The sequence below is a fragment of the Sphingobacterium sp. lm-10 genome, from assembly GCF_023554555.1.
Classification (GTDB): Bacteria; Bacteroidota; Bacteroidia; order Sphingobacteriales; family Sphingobacteriaceae; genus Sphingobacterium.
The window spans coordinates 1,750,958-1,777,124 of sequence record NZ_JAMJWC010000001.1; the positions used below are offsets into that span (position 1 = coordinate 1,750,958).

The following is a 26,167-nucleotide window of genomic DNA, read 5'->3' on the forward strand; positions in this document are numbered from 1 at the left end:
GTCCAGGAGTTTTCACCGACAATCTGCAGGCATTCACCTAAAAGAACTATCAAACATAATATAGTCCCACTACTTTTGATAATAAGAAATAAGTCATTAAAATAAAAAACGAATATCATGTCTATTAAAGAAACATTTAGCATTAACGGAGAAAACCTACTCAAAAAGATCAAGGATCTTATTGCAGAAGGCAATGTCCGCAAGATCACTATTGCGGATAAGCACAACAAGGAGATTATCAGCTTTCCGGTTACGATTGGCGTAGTAGGAATCGTTTTAGCGCCTATCTTCGCCGCAGTAGGTACACTTGCCGCGATTCTGACAGAATGCAAGATTACGGTAGAGCGCACGGAAACTGCTGCAGAAGAATCGTCTTCATCCGTATCTGCGGATTCGGCAGAACCACATCATCAAACCGATGAGCCACAGTCGCCCTTGTATTAATTTTGACAGCAAATTGAGAAAAGCCCGTGCATTATACCAGGGGCTTTTCCTAATTTCGTACAGATCAAGTTCTGAAATACTATGGCTATGACTCTTCACATTAAGAATATGGTATGCAACCGTTGTATCATGGTCGTACAGGAACACATGAATAAATGGGGTTTACCAGTAGCACATATTGCTTTAGGTGAAGTAAGTACTCCGGCTTCCATCTCCCCTAACCTGTTAAGCACCATCAGAAAAGAATTGGAAGAACTGGGTTTCGGCCTGATCGACGATAAGCGCCAGCAAACCGTAGAGCGTATCAAGAATGCTATCATCGAATTGATCTATCAAAAAGAGCTTTCTCAACGCATCAACCTATCGAACTGGCTATCCGAACATTTAAACCAAGACTATGCCCACTTGTCTGCCTGGTTTTCAGAAGTCGAATCGACTACCATAGAAAAGTTCTTCATTGCGCAGAAGATCGAACGCGTTAAAGAATTATTACACTATGAGGAGCTGACATTAACGCAGATTGCCGATCAACTGCATTATTCTAGCGTGGCCTACTTAAGTAACCAGTTCAAAAAAGTGACGGGCTTATCCCCTTCCCAATATAAACAATCTGCCATAAATGCCAGAATGCCATTAGATGCTGTGAAATCTTACAAGTAATAAACAATAAAACGTAAGCATCCACCCCTTTCTAGTAACGATCTTTGTGTAGACAACCGCTATTGGTTTACATGATGATGGAAGATAAGATCGTAAGCACAATCATTTTATTAAATAAAGATCGTCTTGCCCCGGCGGATGAGGATACTATACAGCAAGCGCTGGAGCGTGCCGGCATTGCGGCAAATGTAAAACTACAGAAACAGCGTCTCACGGTGGATAGCGCAGATAGGGAACTGCTAGCTCGCACAGTCGCCTTACTTAAGCAACAAGGGTTCGCTCCACAGACGGAAAAGCAAGAGATACCCGTATTAGATATGAGCTGTGCTTCTTGCGCTGGCAGCATTCAAAGTATGCTATTGGCACAACCGGGTATACTGCAAGCCGATGTAAACTTTGCGAATACCAGTGCGCGCGTGGAGTATCTGCCTAACCTGATTCAGGAACAGGATATGCAAAAAGTAGTTCGCTCTATTGGCTTTGATTTACTATTGGCACCTGCAGCATCCCGTGAAGAAAAGCGGGACGCGATACAACAAGAGCAGTACTACAAATTAAAGCGTAAAACTTTCTTCGCCCTATTGTTAGCGCTACCGGTATTGGTGTACGGCATGTTTTTGATGCATGCTCCTTATGCCAACTGGATCATGTTTATGGGTACTACGCCATTGGTGTTTTGGGTCGGACGAGATTTTTTTGTGCATGCCTGGAAACAAGCAAAGTATCGTGCCGTCAACATGGATACACTGGTCGCCTTAAGCACGGGTACGGCTTATATCTTTAGTGTTTTCACCTTATTTTTCCCTGAATTTTGGTTGGAAAGTGGCTTAGAAGCCCATGTTTATTTCGAGGCAGCAGCAGTGATCATTGCCTTCGTACTACTTGGCAAATTATTGGAAGAACGTGCGAAGAGCCACACTTCCGATGCGATCAATACCTTGATGGGGATGCAACCCAAGACGGTTATTCGCTTGAATGAGCAAGGTGAGCAGCAGGAAATAAATATCTCGGACGTATTAATAGAAGATCTTCTGTTGGTGCGGCCGGGAGAAAAGATTCCGGTAGATGGCTTGGTCGTGGGTGGAGAATCCTACGTGGATGAAAGCATGCTGAGCGGAGAGTCTGTACCTGTGCTGAAGAAAACAGGAGAATCAGTCTACGCTGGTACCGTAAATCATCGAGGAAGCTTTCAGTTTCGTGCACAAAAAATAGGTCAAGAAACGGTCTTAGCACAAATTATTGCGCTGGTGCGCCATGCTCAGGGAAGCAAAGCTCCGGTACAAAAATTAGTGGATAACATTGCCAGTATTTTTGTACCAATCGTGATCGGTATTGCGCTGCTGAGTATGGTAGTTTGGTTCGTATTTAGCGGTGAACACTGGCTTACGCAAGGCATCATGGCATTTGTTACGGTGCTCGTGATCGCCTGCCCTTGTGCTTTAGGACTGGCAACGCCTACGGCAATTATGGTCGGTGTGGGTCGTGCAGCAGCGGCTGGAATTCTGATCAAAGATGCGGAGAGTATAGAACGGGCTAAGGATTTGGATGTGCTCGTATTTGATAAAACCGGCACGCTAACCGTGGGACGTCCGCAGGTAACAGATAGTTATTGGCTGGATGAAAATACGGTGCATCGGCAGGTGCTTGTCGCGATGGAACGCCTTTCAGAACATCCGTTGGCTGATGCCATCGTATCGGCATGGCAAAAGACGGAAACCCTAGCATTGCAAAATTTTGAAAGCATTACCGGTAAAGGCATCACGGCAGAGCATGACGGTATATTTTATCTGGCAGGAAACCAGAAATTAATGATGCTACATGAAATATCGCTTTCTGAATCACTTTTGCAGAAAGCGGCGGAATACGCACGGTCTGGCAGAACGGTGATTTGGTTTGCTAACCAGCAGCAGGTGCTGGCATTAATTGCCATTTCCGATCCCATCAAAGAGACCACTGCGGCGGCCATTACGCAGCTACACCAGGCCGGAATCAAAACGTATATGCTAACGGGCGATAATGGAGCCACAGCAGCAGCGATTGCACAGCAAGCCGGTATACAGCATTTCGAATCGGAGATGCTCCCAGAAGATAAAGCGAATTACATTAAAAAATTGCAAGCGCAAGGCAAAATCGTGGGTATGGTGGGCGATGGTATCAATGACAGTGCCGCATTGGCGCAGGCCGATGTGAGCATAGCCATGGGCAAAGGAAGTGACATGGCCATGGACGTAGCGAAGATGACCATCATCTCTTCGGATTTGCAGAAAATCCCAATCGCGATTAGGCTATCGCAATTGACGGTCAAAACGATACGACAGAATCTTTTCTGGGCATTTATTTACAATCTCGTAGGCATCCCGATTGCGGCAGGAATCTTGTACCCTAGTTTTGGATTTTTACTCAGCCCGATGATCGCCAGCGCGGCCATGGCTTTGAGTAGCGTATCAGTCGTATCCAATAGTCTGCGTCTGAAATGGAAAAACATAGGAAGCGCAAAATAATATATTACATCATTTAGGCATCAATTAATCAACATAATCATGGAAAATAACGTATTGACATTTAAGACCAGCATTAATTGCGGCAGCTGTATCAAAGCGGTGACACCCTTTTTGGAGCAAGTGACAGGCATAAATCAATGGGGGGTGGACACCGATAATCCCGAAAAAATCCTGACCGTTCAGAGTTCGGGGGCTACGGCTGACGAAGTGCTTGCGGCTGTACAGAAAGCAGGCTTTACAGCTACAGAAACGAAGCGCTAACCATCAGATTAAAGTAAAGTTTAATGAATCACAAATCCTCCATTTCACACAAAGGAAATGGAGGATTTTTTTATTTATATACCCCGTAAACTGTAGCTATTGAATTTCTATATCATGATGCTTTCGCGAGCAGCTCTAGCAGATTTTCGACGCGTGATTCAAATACGATGAGTTCCTTATTCTGAGACAAAATGAAGCTATTGTCCGACAGTTTACCGACCACAACATCCATTTCTTCATCCGAATTATACAACATTTTTCGAAATTCACTTTCGTAATCCTTCGCTCTCGTGCGTTCAATTTCATCACGAATCCAGCGCTTTGTATCCAAAGCTTCTTCTATCAAGCCTTGTAAAAAAGATACATCCCAATCAGATGCGGATACGCCCGTAAGTTCTTCTAAGGAAGCGATACTATGTGCTAGTTTTTCGCGGAGATATGCGCTACTTAATTGATGATACCGTTGATGAATCTCCAACCAAGAGTTGAGTATTCCCGATTTTACATCATCTATCAGCTGTCGTAGATCTTTATCTGGTATGAGCTGACTGCCCACATTAGTAAATGCTTTACGCTCGAAAGGTTGACTTTGCAAGAGTTGCCAAAGATCCTCGACCGAATTTGATTCCGTGTAGGCCAGCATTTGCGTCGCCGCATAATACCGTATCAAACGTTGGAACAGATGGTATACTTCCTTTGGCTTCTTTAAAACTACCTTTCTGCGAGAGTTTTCTACATTAGAAAGCAATACTTCTTGCTGAAAATCTGCTGCTGGATCTTTTAGTGCCTGCAGCGCCTGATCACCTAATGACCCCACCGCTTCTTCGATTTCTGAAAATGTGTGAAACATTTCGTTAATGGTATCTGGCGCGATAACATCGTATTCAAAATGTTGATTTTTCAACTTGCGGTTGTCGCGTGCTGTAAATTTACTGGTATTGCGCATTAGCGCGTACATATTGTACATAAACCAGTAGCCGGGAATGATGACCAAACGATCATTTTGCACATCATTGCTGATCAGGGAAAAGGGAATGCGAATATCTAGTTCATGTAGAAAATCTCCTTTTACAATCAGCGAATACGAAGCGAAGCGTGAATTGTGCTTCAAACTAACGCAAAGTCCCGGCCAGAATCCCCGACCAGCCATCAGCTCTCCATCCGCTGCGCGGGAATTATGATTGGATCCTACAGTCGCTCCTGCCGCCATATTGCTTTGCCCCATAATTAGGGATGCGCACAGAAATGAATTGTTATGATGCTGCTCGTGCGCTGGAAACAACAGCGAATTAAGCACTTCACAACATGATATGGTAGAGTTGTCGCCCAAAAAAGAGTTGATAAGACGGGCTCCATATTTCAATTGCGAGAAAGATGACAGGATAAACCTGACGGCTTTCACACCATAAAAGATACGACATCCGTAGCCTACAATTCCATTCACCAATTCACAACCTTCTCCGATCTGTGTGTAGGCCGAAGAGATGGAGTTTACTGTGACATTTTTGATTTTATTGACGCCTTTAATGTAGGCATCTGAACCAATTTGAACGTTTTTAATGGTATGGCAATTCTTGATCACTGTGCGATCACCGATCACGCTGTAGTAACCGCGTTTAGAAGAAAACTGCAAATCTGTAATTTCATGTAGCCGACGCTGAAAATCGGCATCGTCGCGGTGGCGCGTCCAAAGATAAACATCTCCAGCCTGCATACCATTGAAAGGCAATACCGACCGTCCGCCATTCTCATTGCACAACTCCAGGTAAATACGACTCTCGGGATCATCTCCATCTTTCAACACGCCATTCCCAAATTTTGCATTGGAGCTGGTTTCCATTTCATCGATATTCGTCAGGATTACTTCATTGCCGACGATGTAATGTGCCATGTACCGAACATGATGTATCGCGCAATAATCACCGATATCTGCACTAACTATCTGTGAATGGTAAATCCCAGAGGGCAGGCGTAGATCACGGTATTCTACATAGATCTCGTCCATCTTACCGATGCGTACCAGACCATAAAATTTAGAATGCTGTATCTGATCGGGAATAAACCCGGCTTTACTCACCAGCACATCATCCCAATTCGTCGACTCGTTTCCCAGTTTAATCAACTGATCGATTTCTTCGGGAGTCAATGGACGGTATTGGTCGGGTGCTATCGGGTTTTGCTGAAAACGCAGATAGTACTCGTTTTGTCCTGCCGGCAAGTATTCTTTGGGCACGAAATTGTAACCCAAAGAACGAAGTGGTCTCTTGTTAATATAGGCCATAAGCGCTTATTCGACGGTCACCGATTTGGCTAGGTTTCGAGGTTGATCTACATCCAAACCACGCTCCACTCCAATGTAGTAGGCTAATAATTGCAACGGTATCGCGGCCAACAGTGGCGCAATGATCTCATCGCAATTAGGCACCACCATAATGTCTTCTGCCAAGTCTTCCACTCTGTTATCTCCTTCACTGACAATCGCAATAATTTTTCCTTTACGCGCTTTAATTTCTTGTATGTTGCTTACTATTTTTTCGTGGTAACTATCCTTAGTAGCCACAAAAATAACCGGAAGTGTTTCGTCGACCAAAGCAATCGGGCCATGCTTCATCTCTGCAGCAGGATATCCTTCTGCATGGATATAGGAGATTTCCTTGAGTTTTAATGCTCCTTCCAACGCCGTTGGAAAATTGTAACCGCGACCAAGGTATAAGACGTCATTGGCATCGCTGTATTTCTTCGCAATACGCTGGATCTCTTCTACCTGATTGTCCAGAATCCACTGTACCTTTTCGGGCACCGCATCCAGTTGCTGGATGAAATAGGTGAATCTCTGATCGTCGATTGTGCCTTTTAATTTTGCAATTTTTAAGGCGATCAATTGCAGTACCGCCAACTGAGCGGTGTAGGCCTTAGTACTCGCCACACCGATCTCTGGACCAGCATGCGTGTACGAGCCTGCATTCGAAATACGCGCGATCGATGAACCGACGACATTCACCAACCCGAAGATGGTGGCTCCTTGTTCTTTTGCGTTTTCGAGCGCCACTAAGGTATCTGCCGTTTCCCCACTTTGAGAGATGGCGATAATAACATCTTCGCTGGAAATAATTGGATTCCGATAGCGGAATTCGGAAGCGTACTCTACCTCCACGTTAATCCGACACAATTCCTCGATCACGTATTCGGCCACTAAAGCCGAATGCCAGCTGGTGCCACAGGCAACGATAATGATGCGACGAGCTGCCATAATCTTGTCTGCAATGGCGTCAATACCACTCAAGGTAATTTGATTCTTCTGTGCATCCATGCGGCCACGTAGGGAATCAAAAATAGTTTGAGGCTGTTCAAAAATTTCCTTCAGCATGAAGTGGTCATAACCATTTTTTTCTATGGCCGCCAATTCCATGTCTAATTTTTGCACGAACGGTGTAATGACCTCGTTACCCAGGTTTTTGAGGATCAATTCATCCGGTTTCACAATGGCTAACTCGTAGTCATTGATGTACACCACTTCTTTAGTATAAGCCAACATAGGTGATGCATCCGACCCCAGAAAGTGCTCATTCTGGCCAATACCGATGACCAACGGGCTTCCCTTCCGAGCCGCAATAATCGTATCTGGATGGGCCTGATCAATCAGCAAGATCACATACGCTCCCGTCACCCGCTTTAATGCAATGCGAATGGCTTCTTCGAGCGAACACTCATTTTTAATCTGGATATCTTCAATGAAGTTCAGGAGTACTTCTGAATCGGTATCACTATGGAAGACGTAGCCATCCTTCAGCAATTCTGTTTTAAGCTGAGCATAATTTTCAATAATTCCATTATGAATCATGGCGATACGGCCAGATCTCGACAAATGCGGATGTGCATTGCGATCACAGGGCTCGCCGTGCGTAGCCCAACGTGTATGCCCTATACCCGTATGCGACGCGACATCGCTAACGCCAACATGCTCCTCTAAACGAGCAACTTTTCCTTCTTTTTTAAATACGGAGACACCCCGATCTTGTAGTAAAGCAATACCCGAACTATCATAACCCCTATATTCTAATTTTTTCAACCCATCAATCAGGATTGGATACGCTTGCTTGCCCCCTGTATAACCTACTATTCCGCACATATATGCTACTTGTAAAATTTAATTTTTATTTCCTAAAACCGATAAAATCGTTCGAATATATCAATTATCGTAGACATTCGGCCGGGTCAATTCCGTTTTTTCGGCAGGTTGTAAATACATAGCGCCTGCTTCCAATTGGAAGCAGGCGCTATATATAATACCGATTAAAAACTAAAACGTATTAGTTTAATTCGAACTTATAGCCAACCCCTTTTACCGTGGTGACATAAAGCTCTCCAATCTTTTCTCTTAATTTACGAATATGTACATCGATCGTGCGGTTTGTCACAACGACAGAATCTTCCCAGATCGCTTTTAAAATCTGTTCCCGTGTAAATACTTTGTTCGGTTTGGAAGCTAATAAATACAAGAGTTCAAATTCCTTCTTGGCGAGCACAAATTTTTCCTCCCCTCTGAAAACCAAGAAAGAATCGCGGTCAATCACCAAATCCATGATCTCCAGTTTATCCGTCTGATCATCGCTGGCATCGTGCGCATTCCTACGCAAGATAGCATTAATCCGACTGATCAAAGCACGAGGTTTGATCGGCTTGGCGATATAATCATCTGCACCAACATGGAAACCAGCAATCTCTGAGTATTCTTCGCTACGTGCCGTCAAAAAGATCACAAAAGTATTTTTGAACTCTGGCATAGACCGCATGAGTCGACAAGCTTCGATTCCGTCCATCTCAGGCATCATCACATCCAGAATAATTAAATCTGGATTAATTTCTTTGGCCACCCGTATCGCTTCTTTGCCATTATTGGCAGTAGATACCTGGAAGCCCTCTTTGCTGAGGTTATAGGATATGATGTCTACAATATCTTGTTCGTCATCGACAACCAAAATTTTTGGTTTGGGATTGCTCATACTCATTTTTTCTACTAAAGTATGTACTTAATGGTAAGATAAAGTTACACAAATGTTATGATATTGTTAACCAATGCAAGATGTAATAACATCCGATCACTATTAATTTAAGGTTTTCTTAAGAAAATCTTCAAGCGCTTTGCCCCGCAGATTCTTCGCAATAATCTTTCCTTCCGGATCTAATAGATAGGATGTGGGTATCGCTCTAATGCGATAATCGATAATCAGGTGAGAGCTCCAGGCTTTCAGATCTGAGATATTTGTCCACGTTAATCCGTCGGCCTCGATCGCACCCATCCATGGCCCAGGATTATCATCAAGAGATACTCCCAATACTTCAAATCCTCTATCCTTAAATGCTTCGTATTGCTTCACAATATTCGGATTTTCCTCACGACAAGGCATGCACCAAGAAGCCCAAAAATCAACCAAGGTATATTTACCTTGGTAATCCGTTAGTTTAACGAGCTTATTTTGCGGCGTGTATGCCTCAAAATAAGGCGCCTCTTGTCCAATGGCCAATGCCCGCAATTTATCGACCTCTGCTTTAAACTCGCTGACATACCTATTGTCTGTAAATTGGTTTTTAATTTTATCACCATAGGCAATCAATTCTACCTCCGCCATTTCCGGCTCCAATGTACTCATCGCATAGAATCCTGCCAGATTAGGCTGCTCATTAGCAAAAGCGACTGCTTGTTTTATATAGCGTTGCATATGCGGTTCAAATGCCTGCAACATTTCACTTCGAAGATTTTGAATCTGCTCGGAAGATTTGTCGGCAGTAGCTTTGGTAAACACTGTTTGCAGGGAGTCCTGTACAAATTCGATACGATTTTTTGCTGGCGCAAATGCTTTGAGTACTTCAGAGAGTTCAGATCCGGATACTTGATACTGCTCTGGCTGTTGTAGATCTGTCTCAAACTTTACCGGCTGTCCGGGCTCTAAGATGATTGGATAACGATTCTTGCCGACCGCTAAGGTGAGCAAGCGCGGCTGCGTACTACCACGCTCGAAACGAAAACGATTGCCATCGGCGATAAACACGGAATCCAGTTTACGTTCTCCTTCATAAAAGGAAACTACTTTAATATTACCTGGATTTTCGATCGTACCGGAGATGGCAATATTTTCCTTAGAATCGCAGGCCTGTATTGCTGCAAAAAATAGCGTTGCTACACATAGTCGATAGCAGATCTTGATCATTTTCATATTAAACTACAAATTCACGAGCACGCTGTAAAGAGCGTTCAATCCCAGTTACATCCTTACCGCCTGCTGTGGCAAAAAACGGCTGACCGCCACCTCCACCCTGCACCTCTTTGGCCAGTTCGCGAATAATACCACCCGCATTCCATCCTTTCGACTTGGCAAGATCTTCGGCAATCATCACTAACAAGAACGGCTTATCGTCGATCACCGTAGCCAATACCAAAAATAAGTTTGGAACGGCATCGCGAAGGGCATACGCCAATCCCTTTACTGCATCGGCATTTGGAATCTCCACACGAGCCGACAGATAGTGTGCGTCTCCTATCGCTTCCACCTTATTCAATAGCTCCGCCTTCAATGCTAGCGAGCGAGCAGTGATGGCTTGCTGTACCTCTTTCTTCAAAGCACCATTCTCCTCAAGCATCTTCGACAATGCGCCGACGAAGTCTTTTGGATTATGGAGTAATTCCTTCATGTTATTCACCACATCAAACTGTTCTCTTATCAACGTAGCGGAGCGGCTTCCTGTCACAGCCTCTATACGACGCACCCCTGCCGCGACAGCAGATTCACTGACAATCTTAAAGAAGCCGATCTTACCCGTAGCTGATACATGTGTGCCGCCACATAGCTCTTTGGAGAAATTGTCGTCAAAGGTAATCACGCGGACGTATTCACCGTATTTTTCACCAAATAATGCCGTAACGCCAGATGCGATCGCCTCTTGATAAGGTATATTACGCTCTTCTTTCAGTGCAATATTGGCCCGTATTTTTGTATTGACGATATCTTCTACTCGTCTGATTTCCTCCTCCGTAATTTTAGAGAAATGCGTGATATCAAAGCGCAATACATCAGGAGATACTAGCGAACCCTTCTGCTGCACATGCGTGCCCAACACTTCGCGCAGCGCGGCATGCAACAAATGTGTCGCAGAGTGATTGGCTTCTGAATCGGCTCGCTTTCCGGCATCTACAGTAGCCGCAAATTCTCCTTCTAGCGACGTCGGTAACTTATCGACAAAATGCACAATCAGCGCATTTTCTTTCTTGGTAGCGACGATCTGAATTTTTTCTTGCGTAGTCATGTTAATCAATGTACCTACATCGCCTACTTGACCACCACCCTCGGGGTAGAAAGGTGTAACATCCAAAATCAATTGATATTGGTCTTTGCCTTTGGCAGTCACCTTACGGTATTTCACCATGTGCGCCTGTGCTGTCAACGTATCATAACCTACAAATTCAGTTTGTACATCTTCCTGCAATACAGTCCAATCGGAAGTATCTAACGTAGTCGCCGCTCTGGAACGTTCTTTTTGGCGGTTTAGTGCCACTTGAAAACCTTCCATATCTACGGTTAGACCTTTTTCGCGTGCCAATAGCTCGGTTAAATCAATTGGAAAACCAAAGGTATCAAACAACTCAAAAGCAAAATCGCCATCGATCTGTGTGGCCTTGTTGTCATAACTTTCGAAACGTTGGATCCCGGTAGTCAATGTACGAAGGAAGGATAATTCTTCTTCCAAGACCACCTTTTGCACGAATGCTTCCTGATCAGACAGCACATCGAATACTCCCTTGAATTGTTGCGCCAATAAGGGCACCAATTCATTCAAAAAAGGTTCTTTAAAACCTAGAAATGTATAGGCATAACGCACAGCACGACGCAAAATCCTACGGATTACATATCCAGCTTTGTTGTTGGACGGCAATTGCCCATCGGCAATCGTGAAACTTACTGCACGTACGTGATCGGCCAAGACACGCATCGCAATGTCGGTCTGCTCTTCACGACCATAGGGTATTCCTGATCGCTGAGAAGTGTAGCTGATCAAAGGTTGAAAAACATCGGTATCGTAATTGGATACCTTTCCCTGAATCGCGCGTACCAAACGCTCAAACCCCATTCCGGTATCCACATGCTGTGCAGGCAAAGATTCTAGTGTACCCGACTTCAACCGATTATACTGCATGAATACGAGGTTCCAGATCTCGATGACCTGTGGATCATCATTATTCACTAAATCTTTACCCGGTACAGATGCGCGCTCGGAATCTGGACGCATATCATAATGGATTTCTGAGCATGGACCACAAGGACCTGTATCGCCCATCTCCCAAAAATTATCTTTTTTATTACCTAATAGAATACGATCCTCTGCAATAAAGCTTTTCCATAAATCGTATGCTTCTGTATCCTTGGCCAACCCATCGCGTTCGTCGCCCTCAAAGATGGTGACATACAATCGATCAACATCCAGTTTATATATTCTTGTCAATAATTCCCAAGCCCAGGCTATCGCTTCTTTCTTAAAGTAATCTCCAAAAGACCAATTGCCCAACATTTCAAATAGTGTATGATGGTAGGTGTCGATACCTACTTCTTCTAAGTCATTATGCTTTCCAGACACCCGCAAGCAGCGTTGGCTATCCGTAACACGGGAATAAGTGGCGTCACTCTCTCCCAAAAACAACTCCTTAAACTGATTCATACCGGCGTTGGTAAACATCAGTGTGGGATCATTTTTGACGACAACAGGTGCCGATGGTACAATTTGGTGTCCCTTTTCTTGAAAAAAGGTTAAGAATGCTTCGCGAATTTCTCTACTAGTCATTTAAAAATGTGCCTAAAATTTGAATCGCAAATTTACTGAAATTTGATGAGGAAATGGCGCTAATGGCACAGGTTTTGGATAAGAAATCAAATTAATTCTCTATATTTAACCAAACAAAGACACGACTATTAGCAACACTATGCGAAATACTATTCTGGTTCCCACAGACTTTTCTAAAAATTCTATCAGTGCTGTACGGTATGCCTGCCAATTGGCAAAACATAAAGGCTACGACGTGCATTTACTACATTTTTATACCAGCAATACCGCTAATTTCGCCAGCGAATCAAATAACGAAGCGCTTTTGGAAGACAGCTCTTTATTGAAAGCAGATGTGTTGATGAAGGAGCTTAAAGACGAGTTGATGATTTCTTTTCCAGAATTAACCATTACCTCGGTATGCGTGCGGGGATTGATTGATGAAAAATTACCTGTGGAAGCAGGTGACAGCCGGTACGCACTTATTGTGATGGGTGCCACGGGATCCTCTGCAAAAAAATCGATTTATTACGGCAGCACTACCGTGGCGATCACTGCCAAATCACCTATTCCGGTTGTTGCAGTACCAGAAGGTCAAAGCACTTTTGCCTTGCAACATATCAGTTTACTCACGAAGTTCAAACCCGAAGAATTGGAAACGTTGCGTTCCTTTATAGAAACAATGGGTAAGCCTGAGCAACTTTCCTTAACACATGTGTACCGTGAAGAAAGTGATCTAGATGCCATGCAGGAGCATTTACAATCGTGGGCATTTAATATCCGTGAGATGGATCTTATCAAACAAGTTGATATCGAAAGCGCCCCTATATCAAAAAATGACGTAGATTTGGATACCGTACCAGAGGTGGTAAACAGTATGATTGAGAAAGGAAATCCTGATGTAATTTTGGTCACAAAAACGCGAAAATCTTTCTTCGAAAGGTTATTTAAATCTTCGGTATCCAAAGCAATAGCGTTAGAGCTCAGAAAACCAACCTTCTTTGACCGTATTGATGAAGATTAAAAAGCACTTACTACTATAGTAACCTACAGAGTGGTTAGAAGCGCTCCAAAACTAATTCTATAGCGCGCTCGATGACTGCTTGCGGCTGCTCACTGAAACGTGTATCTACCCGACTGGCTAGAATGGCGTTGATTGAGATAGCTCTGTGTCCAAACATGTTAGATAGCGCATAAATACCAGCAGTTTCCATCTCCAGATTGGTAATATGCCGACCATCAATAGCTAGGTTGCCAGCAACTTCTATAAATTGAGGAGCTGTTTCCTGTGTACGCACTTTGCGACCTTGCGGACCATAAAATCCTGGGGCTGTTACGGTGATTCCTCTAGGAAGATCGTGTGCATATTTTTCTAACAGAGACTCATTGGCCTTACCAACATAAGGCCTGATGTCCAAGGTTGCGAATGCTTCGGTCACCACTTCCCGAATTCGAATTTCTTCGTCGGTATACTGCTTTTTATAAAATTGCATCAAGCTATCAAATCCTACTGCAAATTCACTGACGATAATTTGATCAATTTCTATATCGCGGCGCATAGATCCACTGGTACCGATACGAATAATATCGACTGATTTAATCTTCGAATTTAATACCTTAGTTTGCAAATCAACATTAAAAAGAGCGTCAATCTCGTTGATGACAATATCAATATTGTCGGTGCCGATACCGGTAGAAACAACCGATATACGCTTGCCTCGCAGATGGCCGGTATGGGTAATAAATTCTCGCTTTCCCTTAACGATTTCGATATCGTCAAAATGCCGGGATACCAGCGGCACACGCTCCTGATCTCCTACAAAAATGATGGTATCTGCAATATCTTCAGGCAGTAAGTTAAGATGATACACGCTACCATCTTGGTTGAGTATTAGCTCAGAATCATTGATCATATGGTTTTCAGATAACGAAGGTTTGTTTGGCCAACTTTCTCCAGCCGTCCGATAACTGCATTTACTTGCATCTTTCGGATCGCGATCCGAATCACACAATTATTATCAAACTGTTGCTCCTGAATCGTGGCATTCTCTTCCTTAATGATACGCATAATATCATTCATCTGCAAATATGGGAATTGAACTTCATAGATGTCATCCGTAGTTTTTTCCAGGATTTCCGCCTCTTCCAATGCAAGTTGAGTCGCGGTTTTATACGCATTGATCAACCCGGAAACACCCAACAGTGTTCCTCCAAAATAGCGAACGACTACCACTAAGATGTTGGTAACATCCAAAGATAGCAGTACATTGAGGATTGGGCGGCCGGCAGTGCCCGACGGTTCGCCATCATCATTAATACGAAACACAGAGCGATCTGGCGATAGCCGATACGCGTAGCAATGGTGCCGCGCTTTTGGGTGCAACAGCTTCAACTCTGCTATAATATCTTTTAATTGTACCTCGTCTTCAAACGGAAAAGCATATGCTATAAACTTACTGCCCTTATCTCTAAACAGGCCTTCGTATGATTTCCCTATCGTACGGTATGTATCTTCAAATAGACTCAAATAAAATATGTTAAATACTGATATACAAGTAATTAATGAAAAATAATGATGTAATTGTAAATTATTAGTATATTTTATCCATAAGAATACTCATATAATTACATCACATCCCACCCTCCTGAATGCAAACTTACTATTTTTTTGAAAATTATATTTTGACATGTCGTGACATGTTTATACATTTGCATCAGTACGTCACAATTAAAATGTTATGAGGCTTGACTTTGACAAACTGGTTCTCAAAAAATTGATGACGATTAATATAGGCGATACGATTGCCATAAGCAGCCTTGCCCCGAAAGATCCAGATGGATTTACTTTGGGAGTTAAGCGGCTTATCCGATCAGGGTGGTGTGAATATGAATTCTCAAATGATTATTCTGCCATTCGCCGATTAGACCTCCCCGATTTTGCGAGTGACCATTTCAAAACTTTAAGAAATGAACACAGCAAACAATTACACACTTCAAAAAATACCGCAGCCGGTAGAAGCTACTGGTAAAGTATCGAATAACACCTTTCATCCATACGCGCTTCGCGAACTTGGCTTTACAGATAATGGTCTGGCTTGGTCAAATGCCAATGAGCATTATCATTCCTTAGATACTCAACTTGGCACGCTGTGCGTGGTGGGTTTTTCAAAAGTCTTTCTCCTTAACGGCAACAAGGAAGATCACCTCCATCGCATTAACAGCGTAAGAATGCTAACCCTTTTCATCGAAATGCTATCATGAGAGATCAGGAAATTATAGACGCGCTCGATCAGATCGAAGCGCCGGCTATCGAATTGGCACCAGGTATCTACGATATCGCCCCGGAACGTGAGGAAGTAGAATCATTTACATCACCTTATCTGGCTAAGCCAGTGAAGGGGAAAGGAGGAAGTGACAATGCCTAAAATATACATAGAAGTACCAATCGCTGAGCGTATGCCGGTTGTTGGCGAGAAGCAGCATCCATTGGATAAAGTGGTATTCGTCGATAATTGCAACGTTAGACATGCAATACCACTACGTCTTATAGAGCTTGAAGATCGGCAGCACCTCATGGAAATTGGCTACACTCACTGGCTGGAAGAAGTGGAAGTGTCGGAGGAGGTTTTAGAATTGGTGAAAGGAGGTTCATCATGCAAGTAACAGACGCTTTCAAAGATATCATCCAGAATCACCTGACTGGTGTGGCCAACACCGACGGCAACTTTGCAAAGTCCTTCGCCAATCCTAAAAAGAAAATCGAAGACTGCATCACCTACATCCTAAATACCGTGAAGTCCTCGGGCAAAATGGGCTTTGCAGATGACGAGATCTTCGGCATGGCCATGCACTATTACGATGAGGAAACCATTGATATAGGAAAGCCTATCAGCGGCAAGGTGATCGTCAATCGCAGTATTGAAAAGCCTGCAACTTCGGAAAAGCCGGTGCAACAAGCGAAAGCCAAAAAGCCGATCAAAAAGGACGAAACAATAATTTCTAAGAATCAATTAACCATGTTTTAGCTATGCAACCAAGAACGAAAATACAACATCGTATTTGGGGATTAAGCAAAGAACTTCCCCCTATCAGTAAGAAGCAAGAAAAATTCGCTTACAGCAAAGTGCTGGACCATATTGGCCATCGATCAAAGAAAGGTATTACCTGTATGGATTGCGGAGAATTTTTCGAGGATCACACTACACACAAGCGGTGCACATGCCCACATTGTAATACGAAGCTTCAAATAGAAGTAACCAGGAAACGAAAGTTCACTCAGCGTAAGCTTATGGCTATTTTAGATATTGTTGACGGCATCCAAGTATCTCGAACTGTCGAAGTATATGGCCATCACCGTGCTGGAGAACGTGTCCGTCACTTCATATATGAGATTTATCAGCACTTCTTCAATGTCGAAAGGAAAAATCACGTAGTGGCACGCGCTCGCAATATGTTTGGAGACTCCTTTACCGGTGATCTCGAAGTGCGAAGAAATGCTGATGCAGATTGCTATCGATATAGTGTAGACAAGGTTTGCAATGGTTCCAAAGTTTTACCGATGTTCAAGAAATTAGGCTTCAAGGGGAACTTCCATTGGGTATCACCCTATACCTTCTTTACCAAAATTCAATATGATAACAGAGCAGAGACGCTTTTGAAAGCTGGCCAAGGATCTATGTTTCGTTTTGAAATCACAGGTTGGAGCAATGGTGCCTATCGCTTTTGGGATTCAATCAAGATCTGCATCCGAAATAAATACAAGGTCAAAGACGCGCAGATGTATTACGATTACCTGGGATTACTTGCGAGATGCCGGAAGGATCTGCGAAGTCCAAAATATGTTTGCCCTAAAAATCTTACCAAAGAACACGACCGCTACGTAAAGAAGGTACGAGAAATGGATCGAAAAAGATCCGAAGCAGAGAAGATACGACGTGCAAGGGACAATGAAGAGCAATACTTGAAAGATAAGCAGGCGTTCTTTGGTTTGTGTTTCGTAAGTGGTGACGTGACAGTAAAGGTGCTGGAATCAGTACAAGAATTCGTCCAGGAAAGCATTGCTCACAAACATTGCGTATTTACAGGGGATTACTTTAAAAAGCAGGATTCTTTAATCTTTAGCGCGATTGTGAAAGGCGTTCCAGTTGAGACGGTGGAGTTATCACTAAAAGAAATGCAGATCATCCAATCTCGCGGCTTGCACAACAAAGCTTCGGAATACAACGAGGATATCAAAAAGCTTGTCGATCGGAACATCAGTCAGGTACGGAGGATATACGATCAGCTGCAGAGCGCAAATTAGCAATGACCAAACAAGAAGCAGCATCCGTACTAGAACTACTCCACGGTGTGGGCATGTCCCACTATGAGGTAGCAAGCTTGTGCGGATGCACAGTAAGGGAGCTGGAGCAACTGTCTGTAAAAGTGATGTCGTTCAAATGGGACAACTGGCAGAATAACAACATAACATTGACGCGGCAAAGCAAAATGAACTGGCCAGAGGAATTGGCTAGAATTAGTAATTAAAGTAGATAACACGTAATATCAGTAGATACGATGATAACAGTAAATAGCCTTTCCGGTGGACAAACATCTTCATTCATGGGCATCCATTTTTTTGCTGATCATAACATCTTTGCATGCGTAGAACAGGAGGCATACAAATACACAGCAGAATCGAATCGGGCACGTGGCGAAGTGCATGGTCTTCTGGCAGCACAATCATGGCTACGTATGTTTCATCCCGGCTTCTGGATGAGTGCAGAGGATGATAGGACATTAGTTGTAATGCACAAGCTTTCTCAGGAATTGCAACAGCCTTGGCAACTTAAGTCAATGGGTGGTATTGAAGTTGTGTTTGCTCATAATTGGGGAAGAACTAAATACAAAACCTATGATGATATCGCCAAGGATTTTTTACCAAACAGTGGTAAGCGGTTATGTACGGAAGTACTAAAAGTAGAACCAATGTACAATTACATTCGGCACAGGATATCAAAACTTGATCCAGTAGAATGTCGCATCGGTTTCCGGTTGGACGAACTAGACAGAACAGTAAATATGTTCTTTCGTCTAGTTGAAATAAAAGATCGCGCACCAGATCCGTCTTTCGATTTGCAAACCGTAATCAATCAAATGCAAATCCCAGCGTACCTTGTCCGCTGGTGGGATATCATGGGTGTGGAAGATATGGTGCGCAAAGGTGAGCGAAAATTAAAACCGACGCCGTTTAACTACTATAAGAAGGATTATTACCGCGTGCCATCATTCCCATTGATTGAGCATGGAATTACAAAAGCAGAGGTTGTAAAATATTGGAAAGGCAGGCCGGAGCATGTCTTCCCTCCAATATCCAATTGCGTAATGTGTTTTCACCATACCATACAACAGCTACAACAGCAATGGAAAGATCCTGTAAATTTGAATCGTATGATGTGGGCAGATGATGCTGAGAAAGCGAAAGGGAATACATTCAAGCGCAGACAAGTTGGTAAGCGCACTTATCCAGCTTCGATGGAATGGATCAAAGATTTACCCTTACAGATGCAAATGGAATTTATTGATTACGCGAGCTGCGATGCTGGGTCGTGTACGGATTAAATTAATTTTTCGGTTGTTTGGTATTATTATAATAATCTATTAGCAAGTCGTTCTCAATGTAATTAACGATTGAAAATATGTATTTTGCAGGCAGGTACAAACCAATGGCCTTATAATTACTAATGAATAAAAGAACTGTATTAAAAATCGAATCAGCCGTAAATAAAATTAACAATGGGAACTATGGAACCGAAGATCTAGAACTTTTACTCACTAACTTAAGATTTTATGTTGGTCATGACACATTTACAAGGGAGCTTGGTGACTTTATAAACCACTCTGAGGGAAAAACAAAAGGTACTCTACATGATGCAATTGCATACATGTTTTATCGAATGTTATTCTTCACGAATTATCAAATGGAAGATTCTCCTGCTTTATCAGAAGATACAATTTTTCCTTATTATTTCAAAAAATTTTTAACTCTTGCGTTAAAAAGGAGATCAATCTATGAAAATGTAAATTCAAAATTGGGAATAACTAGAGACCAAGCGTGTAATATCTTTAAGAAATTATTGCCTGATAATGTTCAAGGAAAACTAAATAAAGATTTTTGTACTTCAAAGAATCTGACTTTAGTGAGTGAGTGTATTGGTCTACTTGCCCCAGGTTCTGAAATTGATGCTGAGTAAATTGTAAGAGATTTTATTAAATCTATTGATTCACTAAAGCATAAAATTGGAGTGACAATAAACGCCGAGACTCTTAACAAAGATAAACTAGTCTTACACGTATTGGATATACTAAATGCAAAAGACTTTGTTATCGACAAAAAAATAGTTGGCCACTGTAAGTTACACCTCGAAAGATCAGAAATTAGGCAAGCTGATTTAGATACTTTGGATGATCGAGACATTGAAATTAAAAAGAAATGGTCCACGTTCGGTATAATTCAATTGAGTGGTGTTGTGGAAGTAGATGACCAAAAAGATTTAAGTGTAATGTTTACATTAATTACATCCGAAATAGACTCCATGGCAGTTATAGATGACTCTTTAATATCAAAAACTATGGACAGTCAAGGGAAGGAAATTTTGAATTTGACAATTCCCGAAGTTTTTACAATTAGTGAAGAAAGTAAAATTATAGACTATTACTAGTGTTTAAAATCTGTATCTGTTCGAAATTTTGATTTGGCGTGTTTATTATACCCACACCTCTCCAGTCAAATCCTCTTCGCGAATATTATCCATTGCATCCTGAATAATTAGCAGATGCTTTTCTAGTCAAAATAATCTTAAACCGAAAATATCTATTATAAAAAGTTATGCCATACCCTTTGGTATCGTCATGTCGCGCACTTTATTAATGGAACTTGAAACTTTACAATACAAATCCTATTAAATGTAAAAACCTTTTCTAATTAAATTAGAAAAGGTTTTTCAAGCAAAAAAAATTACTCGTTACATACTTGGGTATGCCCAAAACACTGTATCTTCTCGCCTCCAACCAGAATAGTATGTACCTTGTTCGAAAATATGATTATTCATATCAGGACTGAAGTGTGCATGGATCGGCACTGCACCTGTTGCAGATGCACGAGGTACATAAAAAATTATTCCTTCGTTGTCAAGATCGGGATACTTTAAGTGTGCTATCGGATCTGTATAATAAACATGTGAGAGCATTGTCCTTATAAAATATTTGTAAACAGGAATACTATTGGGGGCTGGGTAATTATACGCGTAAAAAGGAATATGTTCTTTTTGCCATACAGGATCATAGTCTCTAACGTTGGCTTGAGGATCGTAGATGTGATCCATCCAACCAGAGAAGTAATATCTGTAGATCGGAATCTTATTCAGAGTAATTTTGGTTGAGTTATCATTTATATATTTTTCCAAGTAATCTCTTACCTGAGCCTTTTTTGTTGGGTCTGAAATAAACTCATATAGTGGGATCATTCCATTATCACCATACTCAATCAAGACCGCATTTTGAACATTTACCGTAGACTGCCAATCATTAATATTTATTCTCTGAGGGGTTTTTCCATCCAATATGATTTCACCAATTAATCCTTTACTGCCGTCGCCGCCAATCGACCTGTAATTAATACGTTGTTCAGAGTTATACTTAGCTTCAGATGAATTATATGCATAATCAACATTGACGCTCCAAATTTTCGCTAACCCATTAAGTGCCAGTCCTGCTGCTACTGATTGATTTTTATTTTGTGCTCTGGTCGCAGTTTTGTATCCCAAACTAAATTTAGCCCCCAAATGTATATGTGTTAATACGTGAGTACCATAAAATTCAACTAAATCCTTAGGGGTATACCTTACAATATCTTGCTTAAATGTTTCACTTAAGAAATTATTTCTAAGTTCATCAGTTGTAGTAGCTAATCTTAAGGTTCTCATATAAATCCTTTTATTGGCACTCGCTAAAGAATTACTTCCATGATAGGCTGAACTACCACCAAATGAGGCATTAATCTCTGCTCTGAATAACTTCTTAATTCCAAACCCGCTATTTATACTTATTGACAATGAATCAGAATAGCTTTCGGCATTGTTAGCTATGATAAATCTGAAATCATCATCTACACCGACGTTATCTACAAATCTAGATCTGTTATTAGCTACATATCTCGGCACATCGATGACTGCTAACTTAGCAGATAACCTATTTGCATAGTATCCAGTAGCATCATACCCGTGACCTATCAAATTCGTAGGTCCATTATCAGAAGCAGCCATAACACTTCTGCTGATTGTTGCCTTTCTTTTTTGGATTTCGCTCTGGTCTTGACCCTCGTTACCCAAGCCCTCAATTTCAGATACTGAACATCCAACAATGGTAATTAGGAGGGAAAACGCTCCGATGAATTTTAATTTCATTTTAGTTAGTTAAGTTGGGCAAAGCTACTTAATTTTACCAGTATAATTAAATTTAATTTAACATTTACTTTTGAAGCTACAATAACGATCGAATTGTTTAGACTTTAATAGTCTCTAAACAATCCTAAAAAGATTTGTTAAAAAATTAGAATAAGAATTATATGCTTATAAAAATCCTTATTATAGGGACAATAATAACATAAGTGTAAATTCAGTTAATAATTTTTGTAGTCAGACATTTACTAGTTTAAGAACTTTATTTAGTCTTCCTCTCAAACGAGGCATTATACTTTTCAAGCTTCTTAAGTACAGCCTGTAACCCTTCGCTTGCTCGCTTGACCCATTGCGCACGCTGACGAACTGCGGCCATTGGATTCATTGTCTTTAAATTGGGATTCGGCTTATCATGATCTAAACCCGAATAGATCTTTTTCCAGTTATCAATGAATTCTAATGGAGTATAGAATTTACGGTCTGTCGAATCATATATCCAACAACCATTTACGTGTGCATTCTTATAGGTAGCAAAGATATGGCTAGGTACTTCAATCCTCTTTGGCTTTTCACGCCGCCATAATGGTATGAATTCAGGCTTTTCTGAGATATATTTTTACTCTCATTATTAGTAATAATAAATTCAAATTTGCGAAAATATTACTTTTAAGAATGTAAAATACGGCTATTTTACTAATATTTTTAGTAATATTGAGTCGTGGAAACGTTAACATTTACCTACCGAAATAAACAGATTTCCGCTAAAATGGAAATTATTCAGAAACACATGTCGTTCACAGAATATCATTTACACGGTAAAGACGGACACCAATTATTTATTTTTCGACGCGAATCAAGTAAATGGAGATTTGTATATGGTAGTCTATTTGATGAGTTGCGCGAGTGCATTTTGGATGCACTTATACTTAGATTTCACGACGATGTCGTAAAGACCTTCATGTACAAAGGCGAAAGACAAATTGTAACCGTAAGTGAGGTCAAAGGTAATTCTGGCACCTGGAATGTAATGATCAACAGATACTATATAGGTTTTGTCTCTCGCAATTTCGAATCTGGAGCATACTCATGGCATATCCATAATGAAGGTGGGTGGATACGTCCGCGACACATGGAATTGTTTATGGAGATGATCAAAGATGGTCGGATTAGGAATGAAGCAACAAAGCAAAACTATTAATCAACATACAATATGGAACATAAACCTGATCAGCTCTATGATGAGCTAATGAATAAAGAATATCCGGCGAACATTAGAATTAACTCCGCCACAGTAGTAATAGATGCGCAAGCATTTTTAATTGTTCAGTTTGATATGGTCAAAAGACATAAGGGCGATTTGAAAAGATGTGCTGCCTGGCAAAGGTTGAAGGAATTTAGGGAAGCAGTGAAGAAACTTTAACACAACTTATATAGCTGTTTGTTATTACAGAAATTGCAACCAGTTTCTAATAATATGTCATACGTAAAAAAAAGACCAGATATCTCTTTGGAAGAGTTTTTAAAGGAAGCAAAGAAAGTGAAAGCATTCAAAAGTAAAACTGGCAAAAGCTACGAAGTAGTAACTGTCGAGGGAAGCATGATGCATATTATTCGTGAGCACACAGGCAAACCTTCGCCAATGAATCTTGAGGGAGTGTGGAATGCTTATCGTAAGCTAGACAACTTTACAACTAAGAATTTTGCACCATATGTTGTATCCCGCACTCACTCACCTTCATTAGGTTTACTAATTCATTTAGGACTATTGGAAAGAAATTAGGGCAACCGTACATTGCTTTAATTCTCTTCCCAAAACCAAAACGTCGAAACACGAAAGCCAATACTATAACAACCGCCCACCCTACACCTACCCACATGCCCCATATCCCCCAGAATGAGGGCTTGTTTTCATTTTCCTTCTACTCATCTCGCTTTTTACCCTTATCCTCTTCTTTGGCTACACTGTCCTTCTTCTGATCCAGAGACCGAGATATCTCCTCTACGATATTCCTAGCTTCATCCGTTTGGTATTTTGGACCACACTATCTGCTTCAGTAGTGATAGTTCCATCTGGAGCAATTACTACAGGCGCACCTTTCCATGGCCCTTTTGTACTTCGGTAGCAAGGTAGATCAAATTTCGACCCTATACAGCAAAAAGCTGGTCGGCCATCGAAAAGTAGAAGTTATAAACATCCTCAACACTGATACAAATGTACCACTAATTTAAGATGCGATATAAAGAAAAGCCCCTAACCATTGCTGGATAAGGGCAGAGTAAAAACTGCATATTTACTGTTACTACTATGTCTATTTAACTATTATTTACTCATTTTGTTTTCCTGTCGAAGGACCATAGATAAAAATTCTTCTAAATTTTTTAAGTCCACACTAAAGGGACGTATTCCTATGAAATTTGCGGAGGGATAAGCAATTAAATCTACAGTCACTAACTCATCGTCAACGAATTCAGCAGCTTCAGAAATTGATTTCTTAATAATACTAATCTCCTCTGGTAAATAACGGTTGATTAATACATCATTATCAATTAGATACTGGCTTTTCAAAAACATCTGCAAAAATACAACTTATTTGCCTTCTACTTATCTATCGCTTTGAAATCTGTTTCGGGAGAGGTAAAACACTTACGACCTGGTAGATGTAGGGCAATTTTATGCGCTGGAGCTTGATAGTTGGTAGATCGCTATCAAAGGTAAAAACTAATATTATTAGCAAATATAGATCAATTGTTTCCGCAAATGCAAAATCAAAATGTTAAATTTACTAGATTCAACTAAAACCAGATACGGGCTTAATATAGGAAACATACATTCAGAAGATTTTAATTTGGTTCGGAGATCAAGCTGGCCAAAAATAATAATTGGAGGTTTAGGAAACGACAAAAGCGACCCTCAACCTCCAATTTAATATATCAACTATTTTGAAGATATATTTTGTTGTATTACCTGATGATATCTGTAACGCTACTTCATCTGACCAAAATGTGGAGATACAATACCATATGAATTAGTACTACGTATTACATTATAGTGATCAATTGTGTTATATCTTGGAAAGTATAGAACAAAATTACCATCATCTTGTAAAGCAAGAAAACCATATATCACATTTTCAGAACGACCAGATCCCGTGGCGGTAGTTTGGCTTGACCAAATGGGAATCGTAAACCTACCAGTGCTATCACTTCGATAAACAACTATATTTCCATCCAATTGGAAAATGGCAGCGAATCTATCCCCCGGTCTCCTGTTTTTATCGTCAGAATTAGATGCCCATACAACTCTGCCTGTTGCAACTTCGGAAATTACTAAGTTTCCATCTAATTGCATAGTCATGGAAATTTTACCTCCGCTTGATCGAATCTGAGAATTCGTGTGGGAATTTAAAAAATGATTATCACTAGGCCTAATAACTGTATATGTCGAAAGTTCCCTGCCATTGATTTGGACAAATTTACCTGGATTCATATTTGCCCAGGCTATAGGCTGGTTTATTAAAGATGGCGTAGGTGCGTCGGTAGTTGTTAAATAAGTCCTATCATTAACTACGATTGGATGATTGCTCCCATCTGGTTTTCTTTCAGTGTGTGTTAAAATTATTTTCCCCTTTTTTGATGATCCCAAGAACATCAAGTCCACTTCTATTAATTGTGATCTTATTCCCCAACTAAAATTAGCATCGCTTATTTTAATCTCACTTGATAAAGGGTATCTTGATCCATTATCCATTTCCAGAAAAAATTGTGCTGTGCAATTGATGTTAGAAGTTCCTGAAAATTTTATAGCATGTAATCCTACTTTCATGTACTCTGCAAGATTATCGTTTTTCAAAGCAACTTTACCTTGATAAAAAATAGTAGTATTCCCAAGTTCATACTCTAAACCTGAAATGTTCCTTAATTGAGCGAACGATCCGCTGATCGTTAGCAGCAATAATAATATACTTGATGTTATTTTAAATGACGACATAATTTATTAGGATTACTTAATGTTTAGGATTTGTTCAGGGGAATAAATAAAATTATAGTCGACAT

General features: G+C 41.1%; 26 protein-coding genes. 17 read left to right on the top strand and 9 right to left on the bottom strand.

What is annotated here, in order from left to right; all coding sequences use genetic code 11:
* Nucleotides 1-117 precede the first annotated feature (117 nt).
* From M8998_RS07075 to M8998_RS07090, 4 genes are all read left to right on the top strand, one after another.
* Nucleotides 118-444, top strand: a complete 327-nt coding sequence (locus tag M8998_RS07075; protein WP_249991757.1) for a DUF4342 domain-containing protein — start codon at nt 118-120, stop codon at nt 442-444.
* An 87-nt stretch (nt 445-531) separates the two neighbouring features.
* Nucleotides 532-1,104 carry a helix-turn-helix domain-containing protein gene (locus M8998_RS07080; protein WP_249991759.1) on the top strand — a complete coding sequence of 191 codons (573 nt, stop codon included), beginning with the start codon at nt 532-534 and terminating at the stop codon, nt 1,102-1,104.
* A gap of 71 nt (nt 1,105-1,175) precedes the next feature.
* Nucleotides 1,176-3,605: a heavy metal translocating P-type ATPase gene (locus M8998_RS07085; protein ID WP_502957355.1), complete on the top strand. Its 2,430-nt coding sequence runs from the start codon at nt 1,176-1,178 to the stop codon at nt 3,603-3,605.
* Between the two features lie 54 nt (nt 3,606-3,659).
* Complete coding sequence (locus tag M8998_RS07090; protein WP_349665651.1) at nt 3,660-3,866, top strand: heavy-metal-associated domain-containing protein; 207 nt, start codon at nt 3,660-3,662, stop codon at nt 3,864-3,866.
* A gap of 112 nt (nt 3,867-3,978) precedes the next feature.
* Here the strand turns inward: M8998_RS07090 and M8998_RS07095 are convergent, their stop codons facing one another.
* The 5 genes from M8998_RS07095 to alaS form a co-directional block, all read right to left on the bottom strand.
* Complete coding sequence (locus tag M8998_RS07095) at nt 3,979-6,147, bottom strand: DUF4954 family protein (protein ID WP_249991764.1); 2,169 nt, start codon at nt 6,145-6,147, stop codon at nt 3,979-3,981.
* A 6-nt stretch (nt 6,148-6,153) separates the two neighbouring features.
* The gene (glmS, locus tag M8998_RS07100) at nt 6,154-7,995 is read right to left on the bottom strand and encodes a glutamine--fructose-6-phosphate transaminase (isomerizing) (RefSeq protein ID WP_249991766.1); all 1,842 of its coding nucleotides are present in this window, start codon (nt 7,993-7,995) and stop codon (nt 6,154-6,156) included.
* 181 nt (nt 7,996-8,176) lie between these two features.
* Nucleotides 8,177-8,869, bottom strand: a complete 693-nt coding sequence (locus M8998_RS07105; protein ID WP_249991767.1) for a response regulator transcription factor — start codon at nt 8,867-8,869, stop codon at nt 8,177-8,179.
* Nucleotides 8,870-8,971: 102 nt separating this feature from the next.
* On the bottom strand, nt 8,972-10,075 hold the full coding sequence (locus tag M8998_RS07110; RefSeq protein WP_249991768.1) for a TlpA family protein disulfide reductase: 1,104 nt from the start codon (nt 10,073-10,075) through the stop codon (nt 8,972-8,974).
* A 7-nt stretch (nt 10,076-10,082) separates the two neighbouring features.
* Entirely contained in the window at nt 10,083-12,698 is a 2,616-nt protein-coding gene (gene alaS, locus M8998_RS07115; RefSeq protein WP_249991771.1) for an alanine--tRNA ligase, read from the bottom strand.
* 139 nt (nt 12,699-12,837) lie between these two features.
* On the opposite strand from alaS, the gene M8998_RS07120 reads away from it, so the two are divergent.
* Complete coding sequence (locus M8998_RS07120; RefSeq protein WP_249991773.1) at nt 12,838-13,701, top strand: universal stress protein; 864 nt, start codon at nt 12,838-12,840, stop codon at nt 13,699-13,701.
* Between the two features lie 34 nt (nt 13,702-13,735).
* On the opposite strand, the gene M8998_RS07125 is transcribed toward M8998_RS07120, so the two are convergent.
* Entirely contained in the window at nt 13,736-14,590 is an 855-nt protein-coding gene (locus tag M8998_RS07125; RefSeq protein WP_249991775.1) for a nucleoside phosphorylase, read from the bottom strand.
* Nucleotides 14,587-15,204 carry an IMPACT family protein gene (locus M8998_RS07130; RefSeq protein ID WP_249991777.1) on the bottom strand — a complete coding sequence of 206 codons (618 nt, stop codon included), beginning with the start codon at nt 15,202-15,204 and terminating at the stop codon, nt 14,587-14,589. The genes M8998_RS07125 and M8998_RS07130 overlap by 4 nt, the downstream gene beginning before the upstream one ends.
* A 440-nt stretch (nt 15,205-15,644) precedes the next feature.
* On the opposite strand from M8998_RS07130, the gene M8998_RS07135 reads away from it, so the two are divergent.
* From M8998_RS07135 to M8998_RS07175, 9 genes are all read left to right on the top strand, one after another.
* Nucleotides 15,645-15,938 carry a hypothetical protein gene (locus M8998_RS07135; protein ID WP_249991779.1) on the top strand — a complete coding sequence of 98 codons (294 nt, stop codon included), beginning with the start codon at nt 15,645-15,647 and terminating at the stop codon, nt 15,936-15,938.
* A complete protein-coding gene (locus tag M8998_RS07140) occupies nt 15,935-16,102 on the top strand; it encodes a hypothetical protein (RefSeq protein WP_249991780.1) in 168 nt (55 codons plus the stop codon). The genes M8998_RS07135 and M8998_RS07140 overlap by 4 nt, the downstream gene beginning before the upstream one ends.
* Entirely contained in the window at nt 16,095-16,340 is a 246-nt protein-coding gene (locus tag M8998_RS07145; RefSeq protein WP_249991782.1) for a hypothetical protein, read from the top strand. Before M8998_RS07140 ends, M8998_RS07145 begins: the two co-directional genes overlap by 8 nt.
* A complete protein-coding gene (locus M8998_RS07150) occupies nt 16,331-16,702 on the top strand; it encodes a PcfK-like family protein (RefSeq protein WP_249991783.1) in 372 nt (123 codons plus the stop codon). The genes M8998_RS07145 and M8998_RS07150 overlap by 10 nt, the downstream gene beginning before the upstream one ends.
* Before the next feature lie 263 nt (nt 16,703-16,965).
* Nucleotides 16,966-17,979: a PcfJ domain-containing protein gene (locus M8998_RS07155; RefSeq protein ID WP_249991785.1), complete on the top strand. Its 1,014-nt coding sequence runs from the start codon at nt 16,966-16,968 to the stop codon at nt 17,977-17,979.
* A gap of 2 nt (nt 17,980-17,981) precedes the next feature.
* The gene (locus M8998_RS07160) at nt 17,982-18,203 is read left to right on the top strand and encodes a hypothetical protein (RefSeq protein WP_249991787.1); all 222 of its coding nucleotides are present in this window, start codon (nt 17,982-17,984) and stop codon (nt 18,201-18,203) included.
* Nucleotides 18,204-18,233: 30 nt separating this feature from the next.
* Nucleotides 18,234-19,277, top strand: a complete 1,044-nt coding sequence (locus M8998_RS07165) for a hypothetical protein (protein ID WP_249991789.1) — start codon at nt 18,234-18,236, stop codon at nt 19,275-19,277.
* Nucleotides 19,278-19,399: 122 nt separating this feature from the next.
* Nucleotides 19,400-19,909, top strand: coding sequence for a hypothetical protein (locus M8998_RS07170; protein ID WP_249991791.1), 510 nt, complete (start codon nt 19,400-19,402; stop codon nt 19,907-19,909).
* Between the two features lie 102 nt (nt 19,910-20,011).
* Nucleotides 20,012-20,377: a hypothetical protein gene (locus M8998_RS07175; protein WP_249991793.1), complete on the top strand. Its 366-nt coding sequence runs from the start codon at nt 20,012-20,014 to the stop codon at nt 20,375-20,377.
* A 303-nt stretch (nt 20,378-20,680) separates the two neighbouring features.
* Here the strand turns inward: M8998_RS07175 and M8998_RS07180 are convergent, their stop codons facing one another.
* Nucleotides 20,681-22,120 carry an MAC/perforin domain-containing protein gene (locus M8998_RS07180; RefSeq protein WP_249991795.1) on the bottom strand — a complete coding sequence of 480 codons (1,440 nt, stop codon included), beginning with the start codon at nt 22,118-22,120 and terminating at the stop codon, nt 20,681-20,683.
* Nucleotides 22,121-22,832: 712 nt separating this feature from the next.
* Between M8998_RS07180 and M8998_RS07185 the strand changes: the two genes are divergently transcribed.
* Genes M8998_RS07185 through M8998_RS07195 form a run of 3 tightly spaced genes read left to right on the top strand, consistent with a single transcriptional unit; the run spans nt 22,833 to nt 23,894 of the window.
* Nucleotides 22,833-23,312, top strand: a complete 480-nt coding sequence (locus M8998_RS07185; RefSeq protein ID WP_249991797.1) for a hypothetical protein — start codon at nt 22,833-22,835, stop codon at nt 23,310-23,312.
* Between the two features lie 12 nt (nt 23,313-23,324).
* Nucleotides 23,325-23,534, top strand: a complete 210-nt coding sequence (locus M8998_RS07190) for a DUF6965 family protein (RefSeq protein ID WP_249991798.1) — start codon at nt 23,325-23,327, stop codon at nt 23,532-23,534.
* 54 nt (nt 23,535-23,588) lie between these two features.
* On the top strand, nt 23,589-23,894 hold the full coding sequence (locus M8998_RS07195; RefSeq protein ID WP_249991800.1) for a hypothetical protein: 306 nt from the start codon (nt 23,589-23,591) through the stop codon (nt 23,892-23,894).
* A 1,203-nt stretch (nt 23,895-25,097) separates the two neighbouring features.
* Here the strand turns inward: M8998_RS07195 and M8998_RS07200 are convergent.
* Nucleotides 25,098-26,102 (bottom strand): hypothetical protein, encoded by a 1,005-nt coding sequence (locus tag M8998_RS07200; RefSeq protein ID WP_249991802.1) that lies wholly within the window; start codon nt 26,100-26,102, stop codon nt 25,098-25,100.
* Nucleotides 26,103-26,167: the final 65 nt, after the last annotated feature.

What these genes read in the sequence shown, in the direction of transcription:
- M8998_RS07075 (WP_249991757.1), top strand. Translation starts at nt 118, where the DNA reads ATGTCTATTAAAGAAACATTTAGCATTAACGGAGAAAACCTACTCAAA.
- M8998_RS07080 (WP_249991759.1), top strand. Translation starts at nt 532, where the DNA reads ATGACTCTTCACATTAAGAATATGGTATGCAACCGTTGTATCATGGTC.
- M8998_RS07085 (WP_502957355.1), top strand. Translation starts at nt 1,176, where the DNA reads ATGATGATGGAAGATAAGATCGTAAGCACAATCATTTTATTAAATAAA.
- M8998_RS07095 (WP_249991764.1), bottom strand. Translation starts at nt 6,147, where the DNA reads ATGGCCTATATTAACAAGAGACCACTTCGTTCTTTGGGTTACAATTTC.
- glmS (WP_249991766.1), bottom strand. Translation starts at nt 7,995, where the DNA reads ATGTGCGGAATAGTAGGTTATACAGGGGGCAAGCAAGCGTATCCAATC.
- M8998_RS07105 (WP_249991767.1), bottom strand. Translation starts at nt 8,869, where the DNA reads ATGAGCAATCCCAAACCAAAAATTTTGGTTGTCGATGACGAACAAGAT.
- M8998_RS07110 (WP_249991768.1), bottom strand. Translation starts at nt 10,075, where the DNA reads ATGATCAAGATCTGCTATCGACTATGTGTAGCAACGCTATTTTTTGCA.
- alaS (WP_249991771.1), bottom strand. Translation starts at nt 12,698, where the DNA reads ATGACTAGTAGAGAAATTCGCGAAGCATTCTTAACCTTTTTTCAAGAA.
- M8998_RS07120 (WP_249991773.1), top strand. Translation starts at nt 12,838, where the DNA reads ATGCGAAATACTATTCTGGTTCCCACAGACTTTTCTAAAAATTCTATC.
- M8998_RS07125 (WP_249991775.1), bottom strand. Translation starts at nt 14,590, where the DNA reads ATGATCAATGATTCTGAGCTAATACTCAACCAAGATGGTAGCGTGTAT.
- M8998_RS07135 (WP_249991779.1), top strand. Translation starts at nt 15,645, where the DNA reads ATGAACACAGCAAACAATTACACACTTCAAAAAATACCGCAGCCGGTA.
- M8998_RS07140 (WP_249991780.1), top strand. Translation starts at nt 15,935, where the DNA reads ATGAGAGATCAGGAAATTATAGACGCGCTCGATCAGATCGAAGCGCCG.
- M8998_RS07145 (WP_249991782.1), top strand. Translation starts at nt 16,095, where the DNA reads ATGCCTAAAATATACATAGAAGTACCAATCGCTGAGCGTATGCCGGTT.
- M8998_RS07150 (WP_249991783.1), top strand. Translation starts at nt 16,331, where the DNA reads ATGCAAGTAACAGACGCTTTCAAAGATATCATCCAGAATCACCTGACT.
- M8998_RS07155 (WP_249991785.1), top strand. Translation starts at nt 16,966, where the DNA reads ATGGCTATTTTAGATATTGTTGACGGCATCCAAGTATCTCGAACTGTC.
- M8998_RS07160 (WP_249991787.1), top strand. Translation starts at nt 17,982, where the DNA reads ATGACCAAACAAGAAGCAGCATCCGTACTAGAACTACTCCACGGTGTG.
- M8998_RS07165 (WP_249991789.1), top strand. Translation starts at nt 18,234, where the DNA reads ATGATAACAGTAAATAGCCTTTCCGGTGGACAAACATCTTCATTCATG.
- M8998_RS07170 (WP_249991791.1), top strand. Translation starts at nt 19,400, where the DNA reads ATGAATAAAAGAACTGTATTAAAAATCGAATCAGCCGTAAATAAAATT.
- M8998_RS07180 (WP_249991795.1), bottom strand. Translation starts at nt 22,120, where the DNA reads ATGAAATTAAAATTCATCGGAGCGTTTTCCCTCCTAATTACCATTGTT.
- M8998_RS07190 (WP_249991798.1), top strand. Translation starts at nt 23,325, where the DNA reads ATGGAACATAAACCTGATCAGCTCTATGATGAGCTAATGAATAAAGAA.
- M8998_RS07195 (WP_249991800.1), top strand. Translation starts at nt 23,589, where the DNA reads ATGTCATACGTAAAAAAAAGACCAGATATCTCTTTGGAAGAGTTTTTA.
- M8998_RS07200 (WP_249991802.1), bottom strand. Translation starts at nt 26,102, where the DNA reads ATGTCGTCATTTAAAATAACATCAAGTATATTATTATTGCTGCTAACG.